Origin of the sequence: Lactococcus petauri (genome assembly GCF_023499275.1) — a bacterium.
Taxonomy (GTDB): domain Bacteria; phylum Bacillota; class Bacilli; order Lactobacillales; family Streptococcaceae; genus Lactococcus; species Lactococcus petauri.
This window is the reverse complement of sequence record NZ_CP094882.1, coordinates 1,090,326-1,111,578: the sequence shown is the minus strand read 5'-3', so window position 1 is coordinate 1,111,578 and position 21,253 is coordinate 1,090,326. Positions and strand designations below refer to the sequence as shown.

The window sequence follows — 21,253 nt, the reverse complement described above, 5'->3', positions numbered from 1 at the left end:
TTTCTTTTTATTTGAAATTCATATACAGAGTAGAAAATTCTATTCTTCATAGGTCAACTAACATTTTAAATCTTTCTTGGTGAAATTGAGCGACCTCAGGTTGAGCAGCAAGCAACAGTATTTCCATAGCTTTTTTTATCTGTTCTTTTCCTTCAAGTTTGTTTTCAAAATTATATACCCACAACCCTTTTACCGCCTTAAATAAATTTCTTAAAAGCATAGATTGAGCTAGATTGAGTTCTTCAACTCTTTTTATAAAATAGTGAGCTTCGTCTTTAAGTCCGTAATTTGAAAGGACAGTGATAACTTCTAGTATCACGTGAGACAGATGACGGTGATAAATTTCAGAATTAGACATCCCTTTTCCATATTGTTTTAACCTCTTCATAATGTTTAAAATATCTTGAGGGGCCAGTTGATGCATGATGATGTAAAAAATAGAAAGTTCTTTTATACCAAATGCCTTGGTTTCGTATAAGAAATTGACGATTTCATTTTTTTCTTCTAAAGTTCCCTTTTTCAGTAGGAATTTTATGGTTAGGCAAAGATTTCTTTGCTTTGTTTGTTTACAAGTCATGTAAAGGTCTTTCAATTTTAGGGAATCATTGAATAGGATTGCTCCTTCTAGTTCTTGCAATATATATATGGGATCAGTAGGAGAGTAGAAATTTAAATGGCTATCAAAATCAGATAAACTACAGCCCATGAGTTGTAAGGCTAAATCAATTTTTTCCAAACTAATCATGGTCAAACCACGTTCGAAATCAGACAAGGTCGAACTTGCTAAACCTACTTCGGAAAAATCAGCTAAAGTAAATTTATTTTGTTTTCTCATATTTTTAAAAGTTATTCCATATTTTTGATAGACCAAATAAATTACTCCTACTAAAATTTAATATCAAACTTTATTATAATATAAAATTAGAAAATATGTATTTATTAATCCGAAATACCGGATATAAAAAATTTGAACGTCATTTATCGTTATAATCTATTAGTGATTTAAATCACTTCTAACAAAACAAATAGAATAAAAATTCTTAAAGATAAAATTAGAGGATAAAGACATCATACAAGTATATTATAAAAGGGGCTGTAATTCTTCGCGTCAAACACTTAAGTGGTTTAAAGATCACAGCATAACAATAAGCAAAGCTCCTATTGCCAAAATTTCAAAAGAAGATATAGTAAAGACATTATCAATGACAGATAAAGGTTTGGAAGATATTGTTAAACACCCAACGCGAAGTAAATCTGAGACAAGAAAAGGTATACTTCATTTATATGAATTGTCATTTAATGAAGGACTTGAGTATTTAAAACATAATACAAACCTCCTTCAAACACCGATTGTTTTAGATGATAATAAGCTTTTAGTTGGATATAACAGTGAAGAAATCAGGAAATATCTTCCGCAAAAGTACAGAAGGTATCATTAAGAAAAGTGTCAGTAAACCAGAGAATGTCTCAGCCACTTTAAGATAAAATTGGAATAATAAAAGAAAATGACAAACAATAAGGCAAGAAAAAGTATCAATAACTTATGCTTTTTTAGACAAAAAATATGTAATATGAATGATTCGATCCAAGAAGAATACGAGCTGCTATTGAGGGAAGAAGTTTCAGGGAAATATGTGTTTCCAGAACAACTCTTTGCTGAATTAATGTCAGATCGAGAATTACATATGCTCTATATAGAAAAAATCAGTAAAATTTTGAATGATTTATTGAAAAAAGAGAAGACTATCTACTCTTTAAATATTGACTATCAAGAATTGTATTATTCTGAAACGATTGCATTTCTTGAAAGTTTCAATTATAAAGAAAAGCTGAAAATAGAGCTGACAGAACGGATTCCTCTTTATAGAAATAACCACTATTCAGAAATTGTTCCACGTGAGATAATAAAATCAATCAAGCAGATGGGCTATGATATTGCCTTAGATGACTTTTTATTGGGTGTTAATTCATTTAGGAGCTTAATTGACTTGCATCCCTACATATCACGAATAAAATTATCAACCTTGGAGTTTAAAAATATTCTTGAATCAGAACAACTCTCCAACTATTTATTAGCAATAGAGTCGATTATCACATCATTTGATAAAGAAATAGTTATTGAAGGCGTGGAAGAAGAAGCGCTTCTGAAAACTTTTCCTCAAGAGTGGAAACAGCAAAGTTACTATTACAGTATTCCACATCAGTTTTATTGAGAGGACTAGTTTATGATTTATGTCAATGATATTCAAGATATATTTGGGAGTAATTTTATTGTAAAAATGTTTTTAATTCCTGGCATTTTAGGGATGATTTATATTTTTAAATATTTAATTCGCCACTATAAATTAAATAAGAATAGTTTTTTTACCTATATTTTATATTCCACGAATTTCACATTTCTAATCATTGTTTTAAAATTATTATTTACCCAAATTGATAAAAACTCACCAGAAGGCGGACTATTAAGTGATACTTCATTAATTTTTGTTGTTGTGGCTATCGATTACTTTGTTGTATCCTACTATAAATACGTAGAATATGCAGTCATACCGTTATTTTTACTCTTTTATGCCTTGTATACTTACACTTATGGATTTGACATACGCTCAACTGTGCTTGTCTTATTGGCACTCTTTTTATTTTGGACGAGTTTATACATCATTTCCAAGTACCGATTGCTTGTAACAAAAAAACGTTACTTCTATTTATTCGCGAGCTTTCCTATCACTCTATCTGTCATGCTCATATCTAGTTCCAGATTTCAATTTAGTTTAGGTTATTCTGTAGGTATATTTTTAAAAATATGCATTATGCTATTTATTGCTGAAAAAGTATTAGCGATTTTAAAGTTGATCGTTCAAGAATATTCTGAATTGAGGAAGTACTCCTACATGGATACTCTTACGAATACTTATAATAGGAGAAAATTTGAGGAAACTTTACAAGAAATCATTGAAAGTCAGTATATGTCAGTTTTTACTGTCGTCCTTTTTGATGTGGACGCCTTTAAGCATATAAATGATACTTATGGTCATGCTGCTGGTGATCATACATTAAAAGAGATTTGTGAGCTTGTTAGGATTAAGTTAAAAAAAGAAAATACATCTGGTCAGTTATTCCGTTATGGAGGAGATGAGTTTTTCATCATATTTAGAAATAATCTAGAAGAAGAAGTCAAGGAGATTATGGAAGACATTGTTAATATGGTCTCAACTTATGATTTCGAGTATGAAAAAAGTAGCTTCAAGGCTTCAATATCGGTAGGAGCAGTTGAAGTAGTTGGCGCACAAGAGCAGCAAGAAATTATCAATGATGTTGATAAGAAACTTTATATTGCAAAGTCTAAAGGTAAAAATCAGGTCGTATATTGACAAGTAATACATCCTCTACACCTATACTCACCAAAATCACCAAGAAGATGTTAAAATAATATTGTACAAATAAATTTACTCATATTAAGTGAAAAATATCATAAATTTTAACTGGTCGAAGATTTAACGAAACAAGGCGATTGTGTAAGCATTGGCAATGGCCTTTTTATATGTCAACCAAAGTTAAATCTTACTTTTTGTGAAATAAGAAGTATTGATATTGGTGCTTAAAAGTAGAGGTTTGTGTACGTGCCATTTTTGGTAAATTATTTAATTTTTCTATTCTTGGAGGATTTATGAAAGAATACATGCAGAAGATGGGCCGATCGCTCATGCTTCCGGTTGCGACTTTACCTGTTGCAGCTTTATTTACGGGGATTGGATATTGGATTGATCCTACAGGCTGGGGCGCCAATAATGTATTGGCAGCCTTTATGATTCAAGCCGGACAAACGATTTTGAATAACTTAGGATTACTCTTTGCTGTTGGACTGGCCTTTGGAATGTCCAAGGACAAAGATGGCTCCGCAGCACTGGCTGGCGTAGTATCCTTCCTTGTCCCAATGACTTTACTCAATCCTGATTCTGTGGCTCTCTTGCAAAGAATTGATGTCGAAAAAGTGAATACTGCATTCACTAAGATTAACAACGGGAACGTTTTTATAGGAATTTTAGCTGGTCTAATCGCAGCAGCAGTTTATAATAAGTTCAGTAACACGAAACTGCCGATGGCCTTGTCTTTCTTTAGTGGTCGACGTTTAGTGCCAATACTTACTGCGGTTATAATGGCCGCACTTTCAGCTGTTTTACTTTTCCTTTGGCCTGCCGTTTTCGGAGGATTAACAACTTTTGGTAAAGCTATCGTTAATCTTGGTCCTTTAGGAGCTGGGATTTACGGTTTCTCGAACCGCTTGTTAATCCCAACAGGAATGCATCACGCACTCAATAACGTTTTCTGGTTCGATGCTGCAGGGATTAATGACATCGGTAATTTCTGGAAAAACATTGGAACTCAAGGGATTACGGGCCGTTATCAAGCAGGATTCTTCCCTATTATGATGTTTGGCTTGCCTGCAGGTGCATATGCAATTTATCGCAATGCACGTCCCGAAAAGAAAAAAGCTACGGCTTCACTTATGCTTGCTGCTGGTTTTGCTTCATTTTTCACTGGTGTAACCGAACCTTTGGAATTCTCATTTATGTTTGTGGCCTGGCCACTTTATGTTGTGCATGCGGTATTAACAGGTATTTCCATGTTTATCGCTGCCCTTTTCCATTGGACTGCCGGCTTTAACTTTTCGGCTGGTCTCATCGACTTCATCTTGAGCTTACGTGTGCCAATTGCGAATCAACCTTACATGCTTCTTGTGCTCGGTTTGGTTATGGCTGTCGTTTATTACTTTACTTTTGATTTTGTCATTAAGAAATTTAATATGATGACACCGGGTCGTGAGGAAGGTGGCGAAGGTGAGGAAGAGCCAGATTTATCTTCTACAGATGAAAAATTTGCTTTTCTTGCTGGCCGTATTTATCAAGGTCTTGGCAATGATAATCTTAAAACAGTTGATAATTGTACGACACGATTACGTTTAACTGTCGAAAATTCTGACTTAGTGGATCAAGCTGCAATCAAAGCAACTGGTGTACCTGGGGTGCGTGTTTTAGATAAAAAGAACGTCCAAGTCATCGTAGGTACAGAAGTGCAATTTGTAGCGGATGAATTGAAAAAAATTCAACAAACTGGAGAAGTTCCGGACCATATTGTAGCAACAACAAAAGAGGTTGTTCTGGCAGATACTAAAGCATTCACGCAAGAAATATTTGCGGTGGCTACAGGTAAAGTTATGCCAATCACGGAAGTTCCGGATCAAGTTTTCTCAGCTCAAATGATGGGAGATGGCTTTGCGATATTACCGACAAAAGAAGAAGTATTTGCACCAATTTCAGGTAAAATAACAAATATCTTCCCAACCAAACATGCAATGGGCATCCAAACAGAATCAGGCTTAGAAGTTCTTTTACATATGGGCTTAGATACGGTTGAGCTTATAGGTGAGCCGTTTAAGTTAACTGTTTCTGAAGGCCAAGTTCTTAAAAAAGGCGATAAGATTGCTGATATGGATCTGCAAAAAATTAAAGCTGCAGGAAAAGGAACAGAAATTATTGTGGCTTTTACAAATGCGGAGCGTGTAGAAAATATCAATCTTACAAAAACGGGTAATGTCATTGCCAACCTCGTGATTGGTCAAGTTACAAGTAAATAAAGATAGAAGTGGAGTTAATTCCACTTTTTATTTGGCGCAAAACAGCAGAAGGGAGTTTTCTCTTTCCATTTTTTTAGTTTTTACTTGACTTTATAAGTTTACAAATGTAAACTGTAGATATAAAGTTATTAAAAGAATAGAAAATTTAAGGAGGTTGAGATGGAAGAAGAACATAAAGAGCACATGCATCACGAGATGAATGATATGGCAGAAATGGACCATCATGATGGACATGATATGATGAACCATGGAGGACATATGATGCACATGGGTAATATGGGTAAGAAGCTGAAGGTCAGTATTGCGCTCATGGTTCCTTTGCTTGCTATTTCAAGTATTGCCGGTTTTCAGCTGATAAGCTTTCAAGGCGATTCGATTGTCAGACTTATTTTAGGGTCCATTATTTTCTTCTATGGTGGCACACCTTTCTTTAGTGGCGCGCGTGGAGAATTTCAATCTCGAAAACCGGCGATGATGATGCTCATTACGATGGGAATTGTCGTGGCTTATGCTTACTCGGTTTATGCTACGGTTTTATTATGGACAGGTGGCGAGGCAATGGACTTTTGGTTTGAGCTCTCGACCTTGATTGTTATCATGCTGGCAGGTCACATTATCGAGATGCGGGCAGTTAGTCGTGCAGGAGATGCCCTCAAGGATCTTGCATCCCTCGTTCCTAAAAAAGCTCATCTGAAAGACGGAAAAGATGTAGCCATTTCTGAGCTCCAAGTGGACGATATTCTTCTCGTAAAAGAAAACGAACGTATTCCAGCTGATGGTATTTTGACATCGGAAACAACTCACTTGTCTATTGATGAATCGATGATCACAGGTGAATCGCGTTTGGTCTCGAAAGAAGCAGGAGATACAGTTTACGGCGGTTCTCTAAACCAGAACCTCCCTTTTGAAATGAAAGTAACTTCTCTAGGAAAAGATTCTCTTCTGGCGCAAATTGCGCAATTAGTAGAGAAGGCGCAAAAGCAAAAGTCTGCCAGTGAAAACTTAGCAGATCGTGTAGCAGGTTGGCTTTTCTGGGCGGCATTGATCGTGGGGATTGGTTCCTTTATTGTTTGGATGATGACTTCCTCATTGAGCTTTGCACTTATGACTGCTGTTTCTGTCTTTGTCATCGCATGTCCTCACGCCTTAGGATTGGCTGTACCTTTAGTCGTGGCACGCCTAACTAATCTTTCGGCTAAAAATGGTTTGCTGATTCAAAACCGTACATCTCTTGAATCTATTAGTAAAATAAAATATGCTCTTATGGATAAAACCGGGACACTAACAGACGGAAAATTTAGTGTACGTCAAGTAGTCGATTTGGCTAAGGATGATAAGGTAGATATTCTACAAGTTATGGCCGCATTAGAAAGTGGTTCAACACACCCTATTGCGCTGTCAATTGTCAATGCTGTTGACGATTTGAAATTAGAAGCAGAAAATCTGGAAAATATTCCTGGTGTAGGCTTAAAAGGTACTGTTCAAGGAAAAAATTACAGTATCGTCTCTTACGCTTACCTCAAAGAAAATGGCATCATAATTGATGAAGCAGAAGTTCAAAAGGTCTTTGACAAAGGTCTGACTGTTTCCTTCCTCATTTCAGATAAAACACTTTACGGTTTTGTTGCTTTAGGTGATTCACCAAAAGAAGATGCGAAATTCTTTATCGAAGAATTGAAAAAACGTGATATCATACCTGTAATGTTGACTGGAGATAATGGAGCTACCGCAGAAAAAATTGCAAAAAATCTTGGCATTGCGGAATTTCGTGCTGAATTAAAACCAGAAGATAAAGCAAAGATTGTCCAAGATTACCAAGAAAAAGGTGGTGTTCTCTTTATTGGTGACGGTGTCAATGACTCACCTGCGCTTGCTACAAGTGATCTCGGCATTGCGATTGGAGGCGGAACATCTGTCGCTATCAATACAGCAGATGTTGTCTTGGTCAACTCACATCCGAGTGATGTTTTAGCACTGATTGAGATAGCTAAACGCTCTAATCGTAAGATGAAACAAAACCTTTGGTTTGGAGCGGGTTATAATATCATTGCTATTCCTGTTGCTGCCGGCATTCTTTACCCAACCTTTGGTATCTCTATTGATCCATTGGCTGCTGCAGTATTGATGAGTATCTCAACAGTAATTGTCTCAATCAATGCGATGGGACTAAAATATGAAAGACCACAAGAAAAATAAAAAAACTCCTAAATAGGAGTTTTTTTAGATTTGGTAAGAATACACCCGTAACATCTCGTCTTCATCTTCCGCTTGAACAAAGCCAATAAATTCCCAACCGTAGCGTTCATAAAGATGAGTATGGTCAGTGACAAGATAGAGCCTATGAATCCCTTGCATCTTCATATCATCGCAAGCTTCTTGGAGTAACTTTTCCGCAATCCCTTGACTACGGAATTCTTTTTCCACATACAAAGCACAAATATTAGGCGATAAATCTTTACGATCATGAAAATCATTTTCAATAATTCCAAGGCCACCAATAATTTCTGATTCATGGATCATCATATACCATTGCGGAATGGTTTCTGAACCTTGGAGACAAGACGCCATGCTTTCTTGATAGGCAGAAAGTGGAATTTCCCATTTCTGGTGAAACCAGTTTGCAGCTTGTTCAAGCTTTTCCTTATGTTCCCGGAGTTTTATGATTTGCATGCAGTTCTTTACCCTTCAGTTTAACTTTAACTTATTTTATCATATCTTTTGAAATTATTGCCTCATACTTGTCAGCAGATGTTTTATATGTTATTATATGTCGTATAGTATCATATTATACAATATATAATATGCTATGAAGGAAAAGGAAAGGACAATTATGGATATTCAAATTCCAACCTTACTTCTAGACGGGACAGTACTTTCTTTGTTGAATAAGAAAGATATGTATGGCTATGCGTTGACAAAAACAGTACAAGCCCAACTTCCGATTAGTGAATCAACCATGTATCCTGTCTTACGTCGTTTAAAAAAGCATGAGCTTTTAGAAAATTATGACGAGCCTTATGAAGGTCGCATGAGACGTTATTATCGGATAACAGAGAATGGACACCACGAGCTTCAAAAAATAATTGCTGACTGGCAGCAATTCCGTAATGCCATGGATAAACTTTTAGTAGAAGGAGAACTCGAAAACGATGAATAGTTATTTAGAGGCTGTGCAGGCCCATCTGACAGAACTACCTCAAGAAGAAAGTGGAGACTTAATCGCTTATTATCAAGAATACTTTATTGAGTCAGGAATGACACTTGAGGATATAAAAGCACAGTATGGAACACCAAAACAATTTGCTACCAAGCTCAAACTCAGTTATTTCTTAGACCAAGATGATCACGCGCAAGAAGAAGAAAAAAGTATACCCGCTAAATCACGTTTTCAGCTGGTCTGGCTCATTATACTTGGTCTTTTTGCTTCACCGCTTTTGGTACCCTTGACACTTGCCATTCTTTTACTTATTCTAGCCTTGTTAATGATGCTATTAGCTCTCCTCTTTAGCCTGTACATGCTTGATGTTTCACTCGTGTTTGGTGGATTATTCTCCTTCATTTCTGGACTTGGTGTCATCTTCAGTAGTCCAATGACAACACTTGTCTTTAGCGGACTTGGTCTTTTGCTTTTTGGGTTGGGAATCCTTATCAGTCCTTTTATTCTTTTCCTCACAAAATGGCTGTGCCTTCGTTTTCTTGGAATGATTAAATGGTTGGGGCGTAAATTAACTCAAAGAACCAAACGCGATCAGAAAGGAGCAGTCTTGTGAAAAATAGAAGAACGATAGTTGCCGCACTGACTATGATTATTTCTGGCATTATTCTTTTAGGTATTGGCTTAGCTGCTGGAGGTAAAACGAGTCTTGTCTGGAAAGAAGGTCGTCCTCAAATCTCTCATCTTATTTCTACAGAACAGACTTTTGCTACAGATAAAGTAAAAAATCTGATTATCAACAGTAAAGATGCGGATTTAGAAATTATCTCTGGCTCAACTCTGAAAGTTGAGAGCCACTTGCTTGATCAGAAGCCTGAGATTAACCTTCAAGGTAAAACTTTGAATGTTGAGGCGAGAAAAAGCACCTTTGACTTCAATTTAGGGCTTAATTTTGGTAAAATGGGTCAGGAAAAAATAATTGTAACTGTACCAGAAGATATGAATTTTGAGAAAATCATTATCGACGGAACATCCGGACAAAAAACCTTGCGTGATTTGAAAGCAGATAGTCTCAAAATTAATCTTCGAGACGGTGGCCTTTCCTTAGAAAGGGTTAAAGGAAGCCAACTCACGATGAATATTAGTGATGCTGCGTGGCAATTGCGTGATTTGACTTTGTCGGGACATTTGAAAGTAACTTCTAATGATGGGGCTTCTGTTTTAGAACGTGTGACAGCAGAAAGTATGGATTTTGCTTCAAATGATGGTGCAACTATTTTTGAAAATCTTCATCTGAAAGAACGTAGCAAAATTGTTAAAAAAGACGGCCAATTGAAAATAATAAACAGTCAATTGCCGGGGATAAATGTAGAGGCAGAAGAACTTTATGTAAATCATGTCAAAAAAGAATTTCCTTATCAAACGGGAAATCAAGAGACAGCTTTGACAGTCAAAGTTACAGATGGCAGTTTCTACCTCATTAATGAATAGGACATAAGGAAAAATGGATTTAAATTTTATTGAACTTTTGAAAATTATTTTTCTCGGCATCGTCGAGGGAATTACAGAATGGCTCCCCGTATCAAGCACAGGGCATATGCTTTTAGTGGATGCCTTCATTCACACCAACATGACACAAGCTTTCAAAGATATGTTCTTTGTAGTCATCCAATTAGGTGCAATTATTGCAGTTATTGTGGAATTCTGGTCACAGATGAATCCTTTTGTTAATGTTGAAGGAAAAGGTGTACGGATCAAACGTTCTGTCTTTAACATGTGGGTTAAGGTTGTAGTGGCCTTCCTTCCGTCAGCTGTATTTGGCTTATTCTTAAATGATTTCTTAGAAGAAAATTTTGGAACACCATTGACAATTGCCATTATGCTGATTGTTTATGGTATCGCCTTTATCGTGATTGAACGTTGGAATAAAACACGTGTACCAAAAATCAATACAATGAAAGAAATTACCTATCAAACTGCACTGATCATCGGGATGTTCCAAGTCCTCTCAATGATTCCAGGGACATCACGATCAGGAGCAACAATTGTGGGTGCCTTGCTTATTGGAGTTTCACGTGTCGTTGCTGCCGAGTTTACTTTCTTCCTCGCAGTACCCACTATGCTTGGCGCCTCTGCCTTTAAACTCTTGAAATTCGGCCTTCACTTTAGTCTCTCAGAAGTGATTGCCCTTATCGTTGGAATGGTTGTCGCTTATGTTGTATCTATCTTCGTTATTAAATTCTTGATGAGCTACATCAAACGCCGTGACTTCCAAATCTTTGGTTGGTACCGTATTGCGCTGGGGATTATCGTTATCCTCTTCATCCTTGTGGGTGTAATTTAAAACACAGATCAGAAAAACCTACCCTGCTTAAGGCCATGTAACTTAAGTAGGGTAGGTTTTTATTTTGGATTTTTTTAAAGCCTAAATACAAACAAAAAGATCAATTTTTACTTCACTTGTATTTTGGAAATGATTTGAGCAGCTTCGTAATCAAATGAAATAGGTATTTCTATTGTCTGCATGCTGTCTAGTAATTTTTGCGATTCCTCCTTAACCCATGAAGGATTTTTAAGGTATCTTTCATCTTGATAATGATTTGGATCTTTATAAAAATTTATTGAACCGTCATGATTAGAACTATAGGTAATAATAGTTGTTCCGGCCATCGTATTATCTTTGCTAAAGGATAAAGTAACAGTTTCTTGAGGAAGAACTACAGAGCCTTCAAAAGGAAAAATCTGATGATTTTGTCCATTTTTAGTAACATCGATAGATACAGGTTGATAATCCCCTTTATAATAATGAATTATTGCTTCTGTTACCCGCGCATATTCAATTTGTTCAGCGCTATAACCTTCAAATAAAGATGAAGAAGTTTGTTCAGTTTCCTTTTCTTCAGATGTAGGAGTTGATGTAGGGATACTCTCCAAAGCACTTGATGCTTGGGTTTCTGTTGTCTTTACGGTGCTCTTATTAGTACTTGAAACTGGAACATTTTTTGTTTCAGTATTTTCTTTTTTGACATCTTTACATCCACTAAGTACAAAAACTCCTATTAATGCTATCGATAATAGTATGGTCTTCTTCATAATTCCTCCAATATTGTTTTTACATCCGTTATATTTTAGTGTAACAAAATATTATAATTTTTAATATCATGAACCTTTCAAAAAATTAAGAAAAGAAAATCTCAGTTCAATTATTTGGTCAAGGCATCATAATTTGGTATATTAGTATTGTACCAAGCGGTAGGTAAAATGATTGGAGCGTGTAAAGTGTCAGAAGCAAAAGAAAAAATCATTGACAGCAGTAAAAAGCTTTTTTGTCAAAAAGGTTATGCCTCAACTTCTATCCGAGATATTCTCGAGGACTCGGGTACTGGAAAAGGACAACTCTATCATTATTTTTTATCAAAAAAAGAAATCTGTTTAGAAGTGATTCGTTCTCATAGTAATGACTGGGAAACACAATGTTTTGATCCCTTATTGCGCCAGATGGAGGACCCCAAACAAGCTTTGCTAGCAATGCTAAACTGGGAAATTCAGGTGCATGTGGATGAAACACAACATTATGGTTGTGCTGTAGGAAACCTTGTCGTTGAACTTGGTGCGAGTGAAGATAAAGATTTTCGTGAGTTGTTAGGACAGCTTATGGAGACTTGGACAGCATTGATTCAAGCTAGGATTGTGGAAATCACAGGTTGGACTCAAGCGCGTTCTAAAACGCAAGCTCAGCATGTCATCTCAACGATACAAGGAAGTCTCCTATTACTGAAACTTACACAAGACTGGTCAGTTTTTGAAAACGGCTTGGATCAATTAGGAAAAGAAATTAAGGCACTTGCTTAAATCATAGGAGGAAAAAAGCATGAAAATTATATTTGACAAAACAGTAAGCGAAAAATTAGCGAAATTTGATAATGCAGATTTTGTATTGGATTTTGACCACGAGTTGAGTGAAAAGAACGAGGCTATTGACGCATGTGCGGGCGGTATCTCACGTTACCGTATCCTTGCTATTGACAAAGGCAAGTTGCCAGAGGCTTTTGATGCACATATGGATTCAGAATTTGGCCCTGTTTACTTCAAAAAATGGGGGGAAATGTTCTGGAGCGCCCAAGATTTACAAGCTAAAGTGGAAGGCAGTTACAACCTCATTGCTTTGAAGACAGACGGAGAATATTTGAGCCATAATCTTCTTATCGTTGACTATAGAGGCAAGCTTTAATATGGAGAGAAGGACATTTAAGAATTTAATTATTGGTTTTGGGAAGGCAGGGAAAACCCTTGCTAAATCATTGGCCAATAAAGGGGAAACAGTAGCAATCGTGGAACAATCTACGCGGATGTACGGGGGAACTTGTATTAATATTGGCTGTATTCCGTCTAAGTCGTTAATTGTAAATGGCCAAAAAGGTGAAGCTTTCACCGAGGCAGTCCTTCAAAAATTCAGCCTGGTCGAAAAGCTGAATAAAAAGAATTACCATATGATTGCAGATGAACCAAATGCAACTGTAATTGACGGGAAGGCGAGATTTCTTTCAGACCATGAGGTCGAAATATCCGAAGAAGGAAAGCCCATAATGCTTGTTCAAGCTGAACGTATCTTTATCAATACGGGTGCGCGTGCTATTTTGCCCTCAATCCTTGGTATGTCGGAGAGTAAAAATCTTGTGACCTCGACAGGGTTGATGGACTTACAAGAAAAACCTGAACACCTTCTGATTGTGGGTTCTGGCTATATCGGACTTGAATTTGCAGCCATGTTTCTGTCTTATGGATCAAAGGTAACGATTATTGACTCACACGATATATTTTTGCCGCGTCAAGATAGAGATGTTGCGCAGCGCGTGAAGCGAGATTTAGAAGATGCTGGTGCAGTATTCAAACTTGGCTATGAGATAAATGGTGTTTTTGACCGTGATGAAGAAAGCATCCTCAATATTACAAGAGACGGTCAGGCAGAAGAGGTGCAGGGGAATAAGATTCTTCTTGCTACAGGGCGTAAGCCTAATACATCTGGATTGGGCTTAGAAAATACGTCAATTAAGGTTGGTGAGGCCGGGCATATTTTGGTGAATGAAAAACTTGAAACTTCGACTCCAAATATTTGGGCTTTAGGTGATGTTCACGGTGGTCCTCAATTTACTTATACATCATTGGATGATTTTCGTATCATTGAAAGTCAACTTTATGGCGACAAATCTCGCACATTAAGTAATCGAGGCGAGTTAGCAAGTAGTGTTTTTATCACACCAACTCTGTCTAATATAGGCTTAACAGAAACAATAGCTCAAGCTCAAGGTACCAAATATCGATTGTTCCGTTTAGAAGCTACATCTATTCCAAAATCTGCAGTACTGGGACAAAGTAAAGGGCTACTTAAAGCATTAGTAGACCCAGAAACACAAGAAATATTAGGTGCAACTCTTTATGCTGAAGAATCACATGAAGTGATAAATATTTTATCGCTTGCGATGAAAGCAAAAATACCTTACACGATGTTAAGAGATCATATCTACACTCATCCAACCATGAGTGAAGCTTTAAATGATCTTTTTGCTCCGGCAAATGAAGTGAAACTATAAGAAAAAAGCCCTTGTTTAAGGGTTTTTCTCTTAACATAAAAAAATTAAAAGTCGGATATAGGATTACCCAAACTCAACGAAAGATAATCTGCATTATAATAAATAAACAATTAAAAAGAGGTGAAGTATGAGTGAGATGAAATTAAAAACGAAGATGATTCACGGAGGTATCAGTGAAGATGCTACCACAGGGGCTGTTTCTGTTCCTATCTATCAAGTGTCGACATATAAGCAAGATGGTCTGGGTCAACCCAAAGCTTATGAATATTCAAGATCGGGAAATCCAACCCGTCAGGCCTTAGAAATGCTCATTGCTGACCTAGAAGGCGGTGTGCAGGGCTTTGCTTTTGGTTCAGGTTTGGCTGGCATTCATGCCGTTCTTTCTATTTTTAAATCAGGGGACCACTTGATTCTAGGTAATGATGTTTATGGGGGAACTTTCCGCCTCATGGATAAAGTCATGTCTAATTTTGGTTTGGAATATGACTTGGTCGATTTGACAGATATTTCTGCTTTAAAAGATAAGATTAAAGCTTCAACCAAGGCAATATATTTTGAAACACCTTCTAATCCTTTGATGACTGTTTTAGATATCCAAAAACTTGCAGATATTGCTAAGGAAAATAATCTACTGACCATCGTTGATAATACTTTTGCGACACCCTACTTCCAACGTCCTTTAAGTTTAGGTGCGGATATTGTTTTGCATTCCGGTACGAAGTATCTTGGTGGACATTCCGATGTTGTTTCTGGACTTGTCACCACAGATAAAGAAGAATTAGCTGAACGTATCGCCTTCATGCAAAATTCAATCGGTGGTGTTTTAGGTCCTCAAGACAGCTGGTTAGTTCAAAGAGGAATCAAAACTTTAGCACTTCGTATGGAGTCCCATGCTAAAAATGCTCAAAAAATTGCAGAGTTTCTTGATGCGTCAGAGAAAGTAAGCAAAGTCTATTATCCAGGACTTCCGCAAGACCCAGGTTATGAGATTGCTTCACAACAAATGTCTGGCTTTGGAGGAATGCTTTCTTTTGAACTTAAGGATGAACATAAAGTCAAAGACTTTGTCGAGGCTTTAGAATACTTTACTTTAGCTGAATCACTCGGCGGTGTGGAAAGTCTGATTGAGGTACCTGCAGTGATGACCCATGCTTCAATACCGAAAAAGATTCGTGAAGAAGCTGGTATTAAGGATGGCCTGATTCGCCTGTCTGCAGGTATTGAAGATATCCATGATTTATTGGCCGACCTGAATAATGCCTTTGAAAAAATTAACAATTAAAACACCAAGAGGTGTTTTTTATTATGTAAAAGAGAGGAAAAACTCTTTTTTTATAGGGCGTGGTATGCTATAATCAAGAAGAGATATTTCAAAAGAAAGTATATAATTTATGAATTATAATAAGTTGTTTATACGTTTGAATGAAAAATTAGCAGAAAATAATATCCATTTAAGCTTACAGTGTGTTGGTGGTTTTGTTTTAGAATATCATGGACTAAAGGCTACCGAAGATATTGACGCTTTCTATGAGTCTACTGCTAAAGTCGAGGAAATTATTGCGGAGATTGGGCAAGAATTTCATGTCGGAACTGCTAACGAACCCTGGCTAAGCCATTCTATCGGACGTATTATGTCACTTTCTGATGAGGATAAAGTTTTAATTTTTGAAGCAAGTCATCTCGAAGTCTATCTGTCTTCCTTACAGTCAGTATTGATTGACAAAATTCAAGTGGGCAGAGCCAAGGATATTCCTGATATTGCCCAGATTATGAAGAAGTTAAACATTGAGCGTCCAGATACGCTCCTTGATTTACTCAACAATTATTCAGAAGGAACTTCAGATCCTGCGGTTGTTTTAGAAGCTTACGGTCTCGCTTATGGCCAAGAAGCGTTAAAAAATTATTTAAAAGAAAATCCCGAACTTTTGAGGCTATTATAAATGAATTGGAAAGAATATTTTGAAGCTGCGGCTCAAAAATCAAGAGGAAATGCGCGGCTCTGGCTCCGCTATTTGAATAAAGCAATCCAGCGTGAACAAACTTTTTTGACACAAGACGATATTGATTATCTTCGGCAGTCAGAGCACTTGTCGTATTTTCAGCGCTTTTTCCTGACTTTAGCAGTTGAGGAAGGGAGCAAAGCTTGGGAAATGACGGTTTCTTTATCCGAACCTGCTCAATTTTCACGCTTGAAAGCCGTCGCCCAAGAGTTAAAAAATTAAAAGAATATAAAGTAAGAAATAAGAATTGCTGAAGCGGCAGTTCTTATTTTGACAAAAGGAGTAAAGATGATTCAACTCACAAAAATTCAACCACCAGCGCTTGAAGCAAACTTAAAACCAGTTGTACTGTCTGACGAAACAATGGAACAAAGAAAGCAAAAACTGCTTGATAAAATGAACCAAGATAATTTTGATCGCTTAATTATCTATGCGGACCTAGAACATGGCAGTAACTTTGAGTATCTTACAGGGTTTGTCCCGCGTTTTGAAGAAGCCTTGCTTGTACTTCATAAGGATGGTAAAGCTTATCTTGTTTTAGGTAATGAAAACCTAAATAAAGCAGATAAGGCAAGATTAAAAGCAGAAGCGGTACATATGCCACATCTTTCTCTACCTAATCAGCCTATGAATACTCAAGAAACAGTTGAAGAAATCTTAAGCAAATGTGGCCTAGAGAATACTCAAAAGATTGGTTTAGTGGGGTGGAAAAACTTTACCAGCGCAAAAGAGGATAATTATCAGCTTTTTGATGTACCTCATTTCTTAGTTCACGCTGTCCAAACCTTATGTCCTGAAGCTAAGCTAGAAAATGCTACACGTTTGTTTATCGGGGAAAATGGTGTTCGCACAACAAATAATGCAAACGAATTTGCTCATTATGAATTCGGTGCTGCTTTGGCAGGACGCTGCATGTTACAAGCGATGAATCAGATAGAGCTTGGAAAAAGTGAAATGGAAGTTGCAAGAGAATTATCAGACCTTGGACAAGCACATAATGTCGTTACAATAATGGCAACTGGTGAACGTTTTGTAAAGGCCAATATTTATCCAAGCGATAAAGTCATTAAAAAGGGAGACAAACTTTCCCTAACGACAGGGTATAAAGGAGGCCTCCAAAGCCGAGGAGGCTATGCAGTAAGTCAAGTTTCTGATCTTCCAGATGAAGAGAAAGATTATCTTTCGGCTGTTGCAAAACCTTATTTTAATGCCGTTAAAACTTGGCTGGAAACAATCAAGATTGGTATACAAGGGCAAGAGCTATATAACAAAATAGAAGAAGTTTTGCCACAAGAAAAATACGGTTGGACTCTTAATCCTGGCCATCTCTCCGCTGATGAAGAATGGATGAGCTCACCAGTCTACCCGCAGTCAACAGAAAGTATCGAGAGTGGCATGCTGTTCCAGATTGATATTATTCCATCTGTTCCTGGATACGGTGGTGTAAGTTGTGAAAGTGGCATTTTCTTGGCGGATGCACAGTTAAGACAGGAGATAAAAGAAGCGTATCCTGACATTTGGGGGCGCGTGCAAGAGAGAAGAGCTTATATTCAAAATGAATTAGGCATCACACTTCGCGACGAGATACTTCCAACAAGTAGTGCAACAGCTTATTTACGTCCTTTTATGTTGGATAAGGCATCCGCTTTTACTGTAAAATAAAGAAGCCCACCTGGGCTTTTTTTGTTTTTAATAGATAATTTTTAAAAGCGAGTGATTTGTTATTTGATAAACATTTTCGTGATGGGTGTTTCGTATATCTAAACAATAGTATATAGAATCATCACTCAAAATGTAATAATTCAGAAGTGTTAAGCGCTTTATTTTCTCTAAAAACTTGAACATATCTTTTGACTAACCTTATTCATTTTGTGATAATTATTTAAGAAGTACAAAAAAATATTAGAAAAATTGGAGATAATAATCATGTCATTAATCGGAAAAGAAGTTGCACCTTTCGTCACTGAAGCTTATCAAAATGGCAAGTTCTTGACAGTAAACTCAGATGATCTTAAAGGAAAATGGAATGTTATTGTCTTTTATCCTGCGGATTTCTCTTTTGTTTGTCCAACAGAATTGGAAGATTTACAAGAACAATATAGTATTCTTAAAGATTTGGGCGTAGAAGTTTATTCATGTTCTACAGATACACATTTTGTTCATGCAGCTTGGCACGAACACAGTGAAGCTATTGGTAAAGTAGAATATCCAATGCTTGCTGATCCATCACAAAAGATTTCTCGTATTTTTGATGTATTGGATGAAGAATCTGGTTTATCACAACGTGGTTCATTTATCATCGACCCAGATGGTATTGTACAAGCTGTCGAAATAACTGCAGATGGTATTGGTCGTGATGCAAGCCAATTAGTAGATAAAGTACGTGCAGCACAATATATCCGTAAAAATCCAGGAGAAGTTTGCCCAGCTAAATGGAAAGAAGATGCGGAAACTCTAACACCAGGTTTAGACTTAGTTGGTAAAATTTAATTTAATGAGGCGAAGTAGATTACTCGCCTTTTTAAGCTAAAAAGAATGGAAAGATAAAATGTTAGAAGAAAATCTTAAAGCACAACTCAAGCAATATTTAGAGCTTCTAGAAAATGATATCGCATTACGCGTTAAGGCAGATCCTGCAGATGCTAACGGTAAAAAAGTACGTGATTTTGTTAATGAAATTGCTGAAATGTCACCACGTATAAGTGTTGAAGAAGCTAAGTTAGTCAAAGCTCCTGGCTTTTCTGTTGTCCGTAAGGGAGAAATGAGAGGTATTGCTTTTGCTGGTATTCCTTTAGGTCATGAATTTAACTCGCTTGTTTTGGCTCTTTTACAAGTAAGTGGTCGCGCACCAAAGATTGAAGAAGACCTTAAAAAACGAATTCAAGCTATCGATAAACCTTATCATTTTGAAACTTATGTAAGTTTGACTTGTCATAACTGTCCAGATGTTGTCCAAGCCTTGAATATCATGAGTGTTCTTAACGAAAATATTACGCATACGATGATTGAAGGCGGCATGTTCCAAGACGAAGTCAAATCTCGTGGTGTGATGGCTGTGCCAACAGTTTTTGTTAACGGTGAGGAATTTTCAAGTGGGCGCATGAGTCTTGAAGAAATATTAAATAAACTCGTGGGTCAAGCTGGAAGTGAAGAATTTGACGACAAAGATCCTTATGATGTTCTTGTTGTTGGCGGTGGTCCAGCAGGTGCGAGTGCGGCTATTTATGCAGCACGCAAAGGGATACGCACAGGTATTTTAGCAGAAAAATTCGGTGGTCAGCCATTAGAAACTCTAGGCATTGAGAACTTGATTGGGACGACTTATACTGAAGGACCAAAGTTGGCTGCCCAACTAGAAGAACATGTCAAAGCCTATCCAGCTGATATTATGAAAACACAAAAAGCAGTGAAATTAGAGAAAAACGACCTGCTTAAAGTGACTCTGGAAAATGGAGCTGTTCTACAGTCTAAAACGGTTGTATTATCAACAGGAGCACGTTGGCGTTCACTTGGTATTCCAGGTGAGGAAGAATTCAAAAATAAAGGAATTGCTTATTGTCCGCATTGTGATGGACCGATCTTTGCAGGTCAAAAAATTGCCGTAGTTGGGGGAGGAAACTCGGGGATTGAAGCAGCCATCGATTTAGCTGGTGTAGTTGAACATGTGACTGTTTTAGAATTTTTACCAGAGCTTAAAGCAGATAAAGTTTTACAAGAAAAACTCTATTCATTGGATAATGTTACGGTTCTGACCAATGTAGAAACGAAGGCTATTCATGGTACAGATAAAGTTGAAAGTCTAGATTATGTCGAACGTGATACTCAAAAAGAAGTAAATATCGAATTATCAGGTGTCTTTATTCTTATCGGTCTTGTGCCTAACACAGAGTGGCTTGAGGGAGTAGTAGAGCGTAACTCACGAGGCGAAATTATCGTTGATAAGCAAGGTGCTACTAATGTACCTGGTGTATTTGCTGCAGGGGATTGTACAGATTCAGCTTATAAACAAATTGTGATTGCCATGGGAAGTGGTGCAACAGCTTCTCTGGGTGCTTTTGACTATCTCATTCGTCATTAAAAACAAAACCATCTTGAAACATTTCGAGGTGGTTTTATTATTCTTTAAGTTTGTGCTAAGTTTCACGTACTAAAATTGTAGTATTCTTAAAATGTTTTTGCTATAATATTAAAGTAAAAATTGTTTACAAATGTAAATTAAACAAAATCTTGGAGGATTTATTAATGACTAAATTACTTGTTGTAAAAGGACATCCCTTGACAGCTGAAGACAGCTTCTCAATTAAAGGCTTGGATACTTTTGTATCAGCCTATAAGACTGCAAATGCAGATGATGAAGTAGAAGTACTCGATGTTTTCTCTGCCGATATTCCTGAAATTGATCAAGACATGGCTTCTGCCTTTATTGCAATGCAAAATGGTGTAGACTTCACTGCCTTGTCTGAATCACAACAAGATAAAGTTGCACGTTTTGGTGCCTTTACAGAACAATTCCTTTCAGCAGATAAGGTAGTCATTGCGAGTCCATTGTGGAACCTTATGATTCCTGCTAGCCTTAAAAAATGGATTGATACAGTCAATGTTGCTGGTAAAACTTTCCGTTACACAGCAGAAGGACCAAAAGGTTTGGCAACAGATAAGAAAGTTATGCACTTGCAAGCAAGCGGCGGTATGTATAATGGTCAAGATACAGGTAGCCAATATATGAAGACTATCTTTGAATTCATTGGTACAGACTTCTCTTCACTTAGTGTTGAAGGCCATGCTTACCAACCTGAAAAAGCTGAAGAATTTTTGGCTGAATTCCTTGGTAAAGTAGAAACTGCAGCACAAGAGTTTTAATTCTAGCAAATCT

22 protein-coding genes are annotated in these 21,253 nt (G+C 36.9%); 19 read left to right on the top strand and 3 right to left on the bottom strand.

The window, feature by feature from the left end; all coding sequences use genetic code 11:
* Positions 1-46: 46 nt before the first annotated feature.
* On the bottom strand, positions 47-871 hold the full coding sequence (locus lgb_RS05455) for an Rgg/GadR/MutR family transcriptional regulator (protein WP_019293974.1): 825 nt from the start codon (positions 869-871) through the stop codon (positions 47-49).
* 175 nt (positions 872-1,046) lie between these two features.
* Between lgb_RS05455 and lgb_RS10285 the strand changes: the two genes are divergently transcribed.
* The 5 genes from lgb_RS10285 (at position 1,047) to lgb_RS05430 (ending at position 7,831) form a co-directional block, all read left to right on the top strand.
* Complete coding sequence (locus tag lgb_RS10285) at positions 1,047-1,439, top strand: ArsC/Spx/MgsR family protein (protein ID WP_328288145.1); 393 nt, start codon at positions 1,047-1,049, stop codon at positions 1,437-1,439.
* 66 nt (positions 1,440-1,505) lie between these two features.
* Positions 1,506-2,213 (top strand): EAL domain-containing protein, encoded by a 708-nt coding sequence (locus lgb_RS05445; RefSeq protein WP_080567256.1) that lies wholly within the window; start codon positions 1,506-1,508, stop codon positions 2,211-2,213.
* Positions 2,214-2,225: 12 nt separating this feature from the next.
* Positions 2,226-3,371, top strand: coding sequence for a GGDEF domain-containing protein (locus lgb_RS05440; RefSeq protein WP_019293972.1), 1,146 nt, complete (start codon positions 2,226-2,228; stop codon positions 3,369-3,371).
* 296 nt (positions 3,372-3,667) lie between these two features.
* Entirely contained in the window at positions 3,668-5,635 is a 1,968-nt protein-coding gene (gene nagE / locus lgb_RS05435; protein ID WP_019293971.1) for an N-acetylglucosamine-specific PTS transporter subunit IIBC, read from the top strand.
* A 159-nt stretch (positions 5,636-5,794) separates the two neighbouring features.
* Positions 5,795-7,831 carry a copper-translocating P-type ATPase gene (locus lgb_RS05430; RefSeq protein WP_019293970.1) on the top strand — a complete coding sequence of 679 codons (2,037 nt, stop codon included), beginning with the start codon at positions 5,795-5,797 and terminating at the stop codon, positions 7,829-7,831.
* Between the two features lie 24 nt (positions 7,832-7,855).
* On the opposite strand, the gene lgb_RS05425 is transcribed toward lgb_RS05430, so the two are convergent.
* The gene (locus lgb_RS05425; RefSeq protein WP_019293969.1) at positions 7,856-8,305 is read right to left on the bottom strand and encodes a GNAT family N-acetyltransferase; all 450 of its coding nucleotides are present in this window, start codon (positions 8,303-8,305) and stop codon (positions 7,856-7,858) included.
* Positions 8,306-8,465: 160 nt separating this feature from the next.
* On the opposite strand from lgb_RS05425, the gene lgb_RS05420 reads away from it, so the two are divergent.
* Genes lgb_RS05420 through lgb_RS05405 form a run of 4 tightly spaced genes read left to right on the top strand, consistent with a single transcriptional unit; the run spans position 8,466 to position 11,133 of the window.
* A complete protein-coding gene (locus tag lgb_RS05420) occupies positions 8,466-8,792 on the top strand; it encodes a PadR family transcriptional regulator (protein WP_019293968.1) in 327 nt (108 codons plus the stop codon).
* Positions 8,785-9,405 carry a DUF1700 domain-containing protein gene (locus lgb_RS05415; protein WP_019293967.1) on the top strand — a complete coding sequence of 207 codons (621 nt, stop codon included), beginning with the start codon at positions 8,785-8,787 and terminating at the stop codon, positions 9,403-9,405. The genes lgb_RS05420 and lgb_RS05415 overlap by 8 nt, the downstream gene beginning before the upstream one ends.
* Positions 9,402-10,280 carry a DUF4097 family beta strand repeat-containing protein gene (locus lgb_RS05410; RefSeq protein WP_019293966.1) on the top strand — a complete coding sequence of 293 codons (879 nt, stop codon included), beginning with the start codon at positions 9,402-9,404 and terminating at the stop codon, positions 10,278-10,280. The genes lgb_RS05415 and lgb_RS05410 overlap by 4 nt, the downstream gene beginning before the upstream one ends.
* Positions 10,281-10,293: 13 nt before the next feature.
* On the top strand, positions 10,294-11,133 hold the full coding sequence (locus lgb_RS05405; protein ID WP_019293965.1) for an undecaprenyl-diphosphate phosphatase: 840 nt from the start codon (positions 10,294-10,296) through the stop codon (positions 11,131-11,133).
* 107 nt (positions 11,134-11,240) lie between these two features.
* On the opposite strand, the gene lgb_RS05400 is transcribed toward lgb_RS05405, so the two are convergent.
* Complete coding sequence (locus tag lgb_RS05400; protein ID WP_019293964.1) at positions 11,241-11,882, bottom strand: hypothetical protein; 642 nt, start codon at positions 11,880-11,882, stop codon at positions 11,241-11,243.
* Positions 11,883-12,068: 186 nt separating this feature from the next.
* Here lgb_RS05400 and lgb_RS05395 point away from each other — a divergent pair, with 186 nt between their 5' ends.
* The 10 genes from lgb_RS05395 to lgb_RS05350 all read left to right on the top strand — a co-directional run bounded on the left by lgb_RS05395 (position 12,069) and on the right by lgb_RS05350 (position 21,240).
* A complete protein-coding gene (locus lgb_RS05395) occupies positions 12,069-12,641 on the top strand; it encodes a TetR/AcrR family transcriptional regulator (RefSeq protein ID WP_019293963.1) in 573 nt (190 codons plus the stop codon).
* A 19-nt stretch (positions 12,642-12,660) separates the two neighbouring features.
* Positions 12,661-13,020 carry an iron-sulfur cluster biosynthesis family protein gene (locus tag lgb_RS05390; RefSeq protein ID WP_019293962.1) on the top strand — a complete coding sequence of 120 codons (360 nt, stop codon included), beginning with the start codon at positions 12,661-12,663 and terminating at the stop codon, positions 13,018-13,020.
* A 1-nt stretch (position 13,021) separates the two neighbouring features.
* A complete protein-coding gene (locus lgb_RS05385; RefSeq protein ID WP_019293961.1) occupies positions 13,022-14,380 on the top strand; it encodes an FAD-dependent oxidoreductase in 1,359 nt (452 codons plus the stop codon).
* 127 nt (positions 14,381-14,507) lie between these two features.
* Positions 14,508-15,662 (top strand): cystathionine gamma-synthase, encoded by a 1,155-nt coding sequence (locus lgb_RS05380; protein ID WP_019293960.1) that lies wholly within the window; start codon positions 14,508-14,510, stop codon positions 15,660-15,662.
* A gap of 109 nt (positions 15,663-15,771) precedes the next feature.
* Positions 15,772-16,320, top strand: coding sequence for a DUF6036 family nucleotidyltransferase (locus lgb_RS05375; protein ID WP_017369818.1), 549 nt, complete (start codon positions 15,772-15,774; stop codon positions 16,318-16,320).
* The gene (locus lgb_RS05370; protein WP_019293959.1) at positions 16,321-16,602 is read left to right on the top strand and encodes a hypothetical protein; all 282 of its coding nucleotides are present in this window, start codon (positions 16,321-16,323) and stop codon (positions 16,600-16,602) included.
* Between the two features lie 66 nt (positions 16,603-16,668).
* Positions 16,669-18,042 carry a M24 family metallopeptidase gene (locus lgb_RS05365; protein ID WP_019293958.1) on the top strand — a complete coding sequence of 458 codons (1,374 nt, stop codon included), beginning with the start codon at positions 16,669-16,671 and terminating at the stop codon, positions 18,040-18,042.
* A 264-nt stretch (positions 18,043-18,306) separates the two neighbouring features.
* Positions 18,307-18,870 (top strand): alkyl hydroperoxide reductase subunit C, encoded by a 564-nt coding sequence (gene ahpC, locus lgb_RS05360; protein ID WP_019293957.1) that lies wholly within the window; start codon positions 18,307-18,309, stop codon positions 18,868-18,870.
* A 58-nt stretch (positions 18,871-18,928) separates the two neighbouring features.
* Positions 18,929-20,458, top strand: a complete 1,530-nt coding sequence (gene ahpF, locus lgb_RS05355; protein WP_019293956.1) for an alkyl hydroperoxide reductase subunit F — start codon at positions 18,929-18,931, stop codon at positions 20,456-20,458.
* Positions 20,459-20,622: 164 nt separating this feature from the next.
* A complete protein-coding gene (locus lgb_RS05350) occupies positions 20,623-21,240 on the top strand; it encodes an FMN-dependent NADH-azoreductase (RefSeq protein ID WP_017370397.1) in 618 nt (205 codons plus the stop codon).
* The last annotated feature ends 13 nt before the right edge of the window (positions 21,241-21,253 follow it).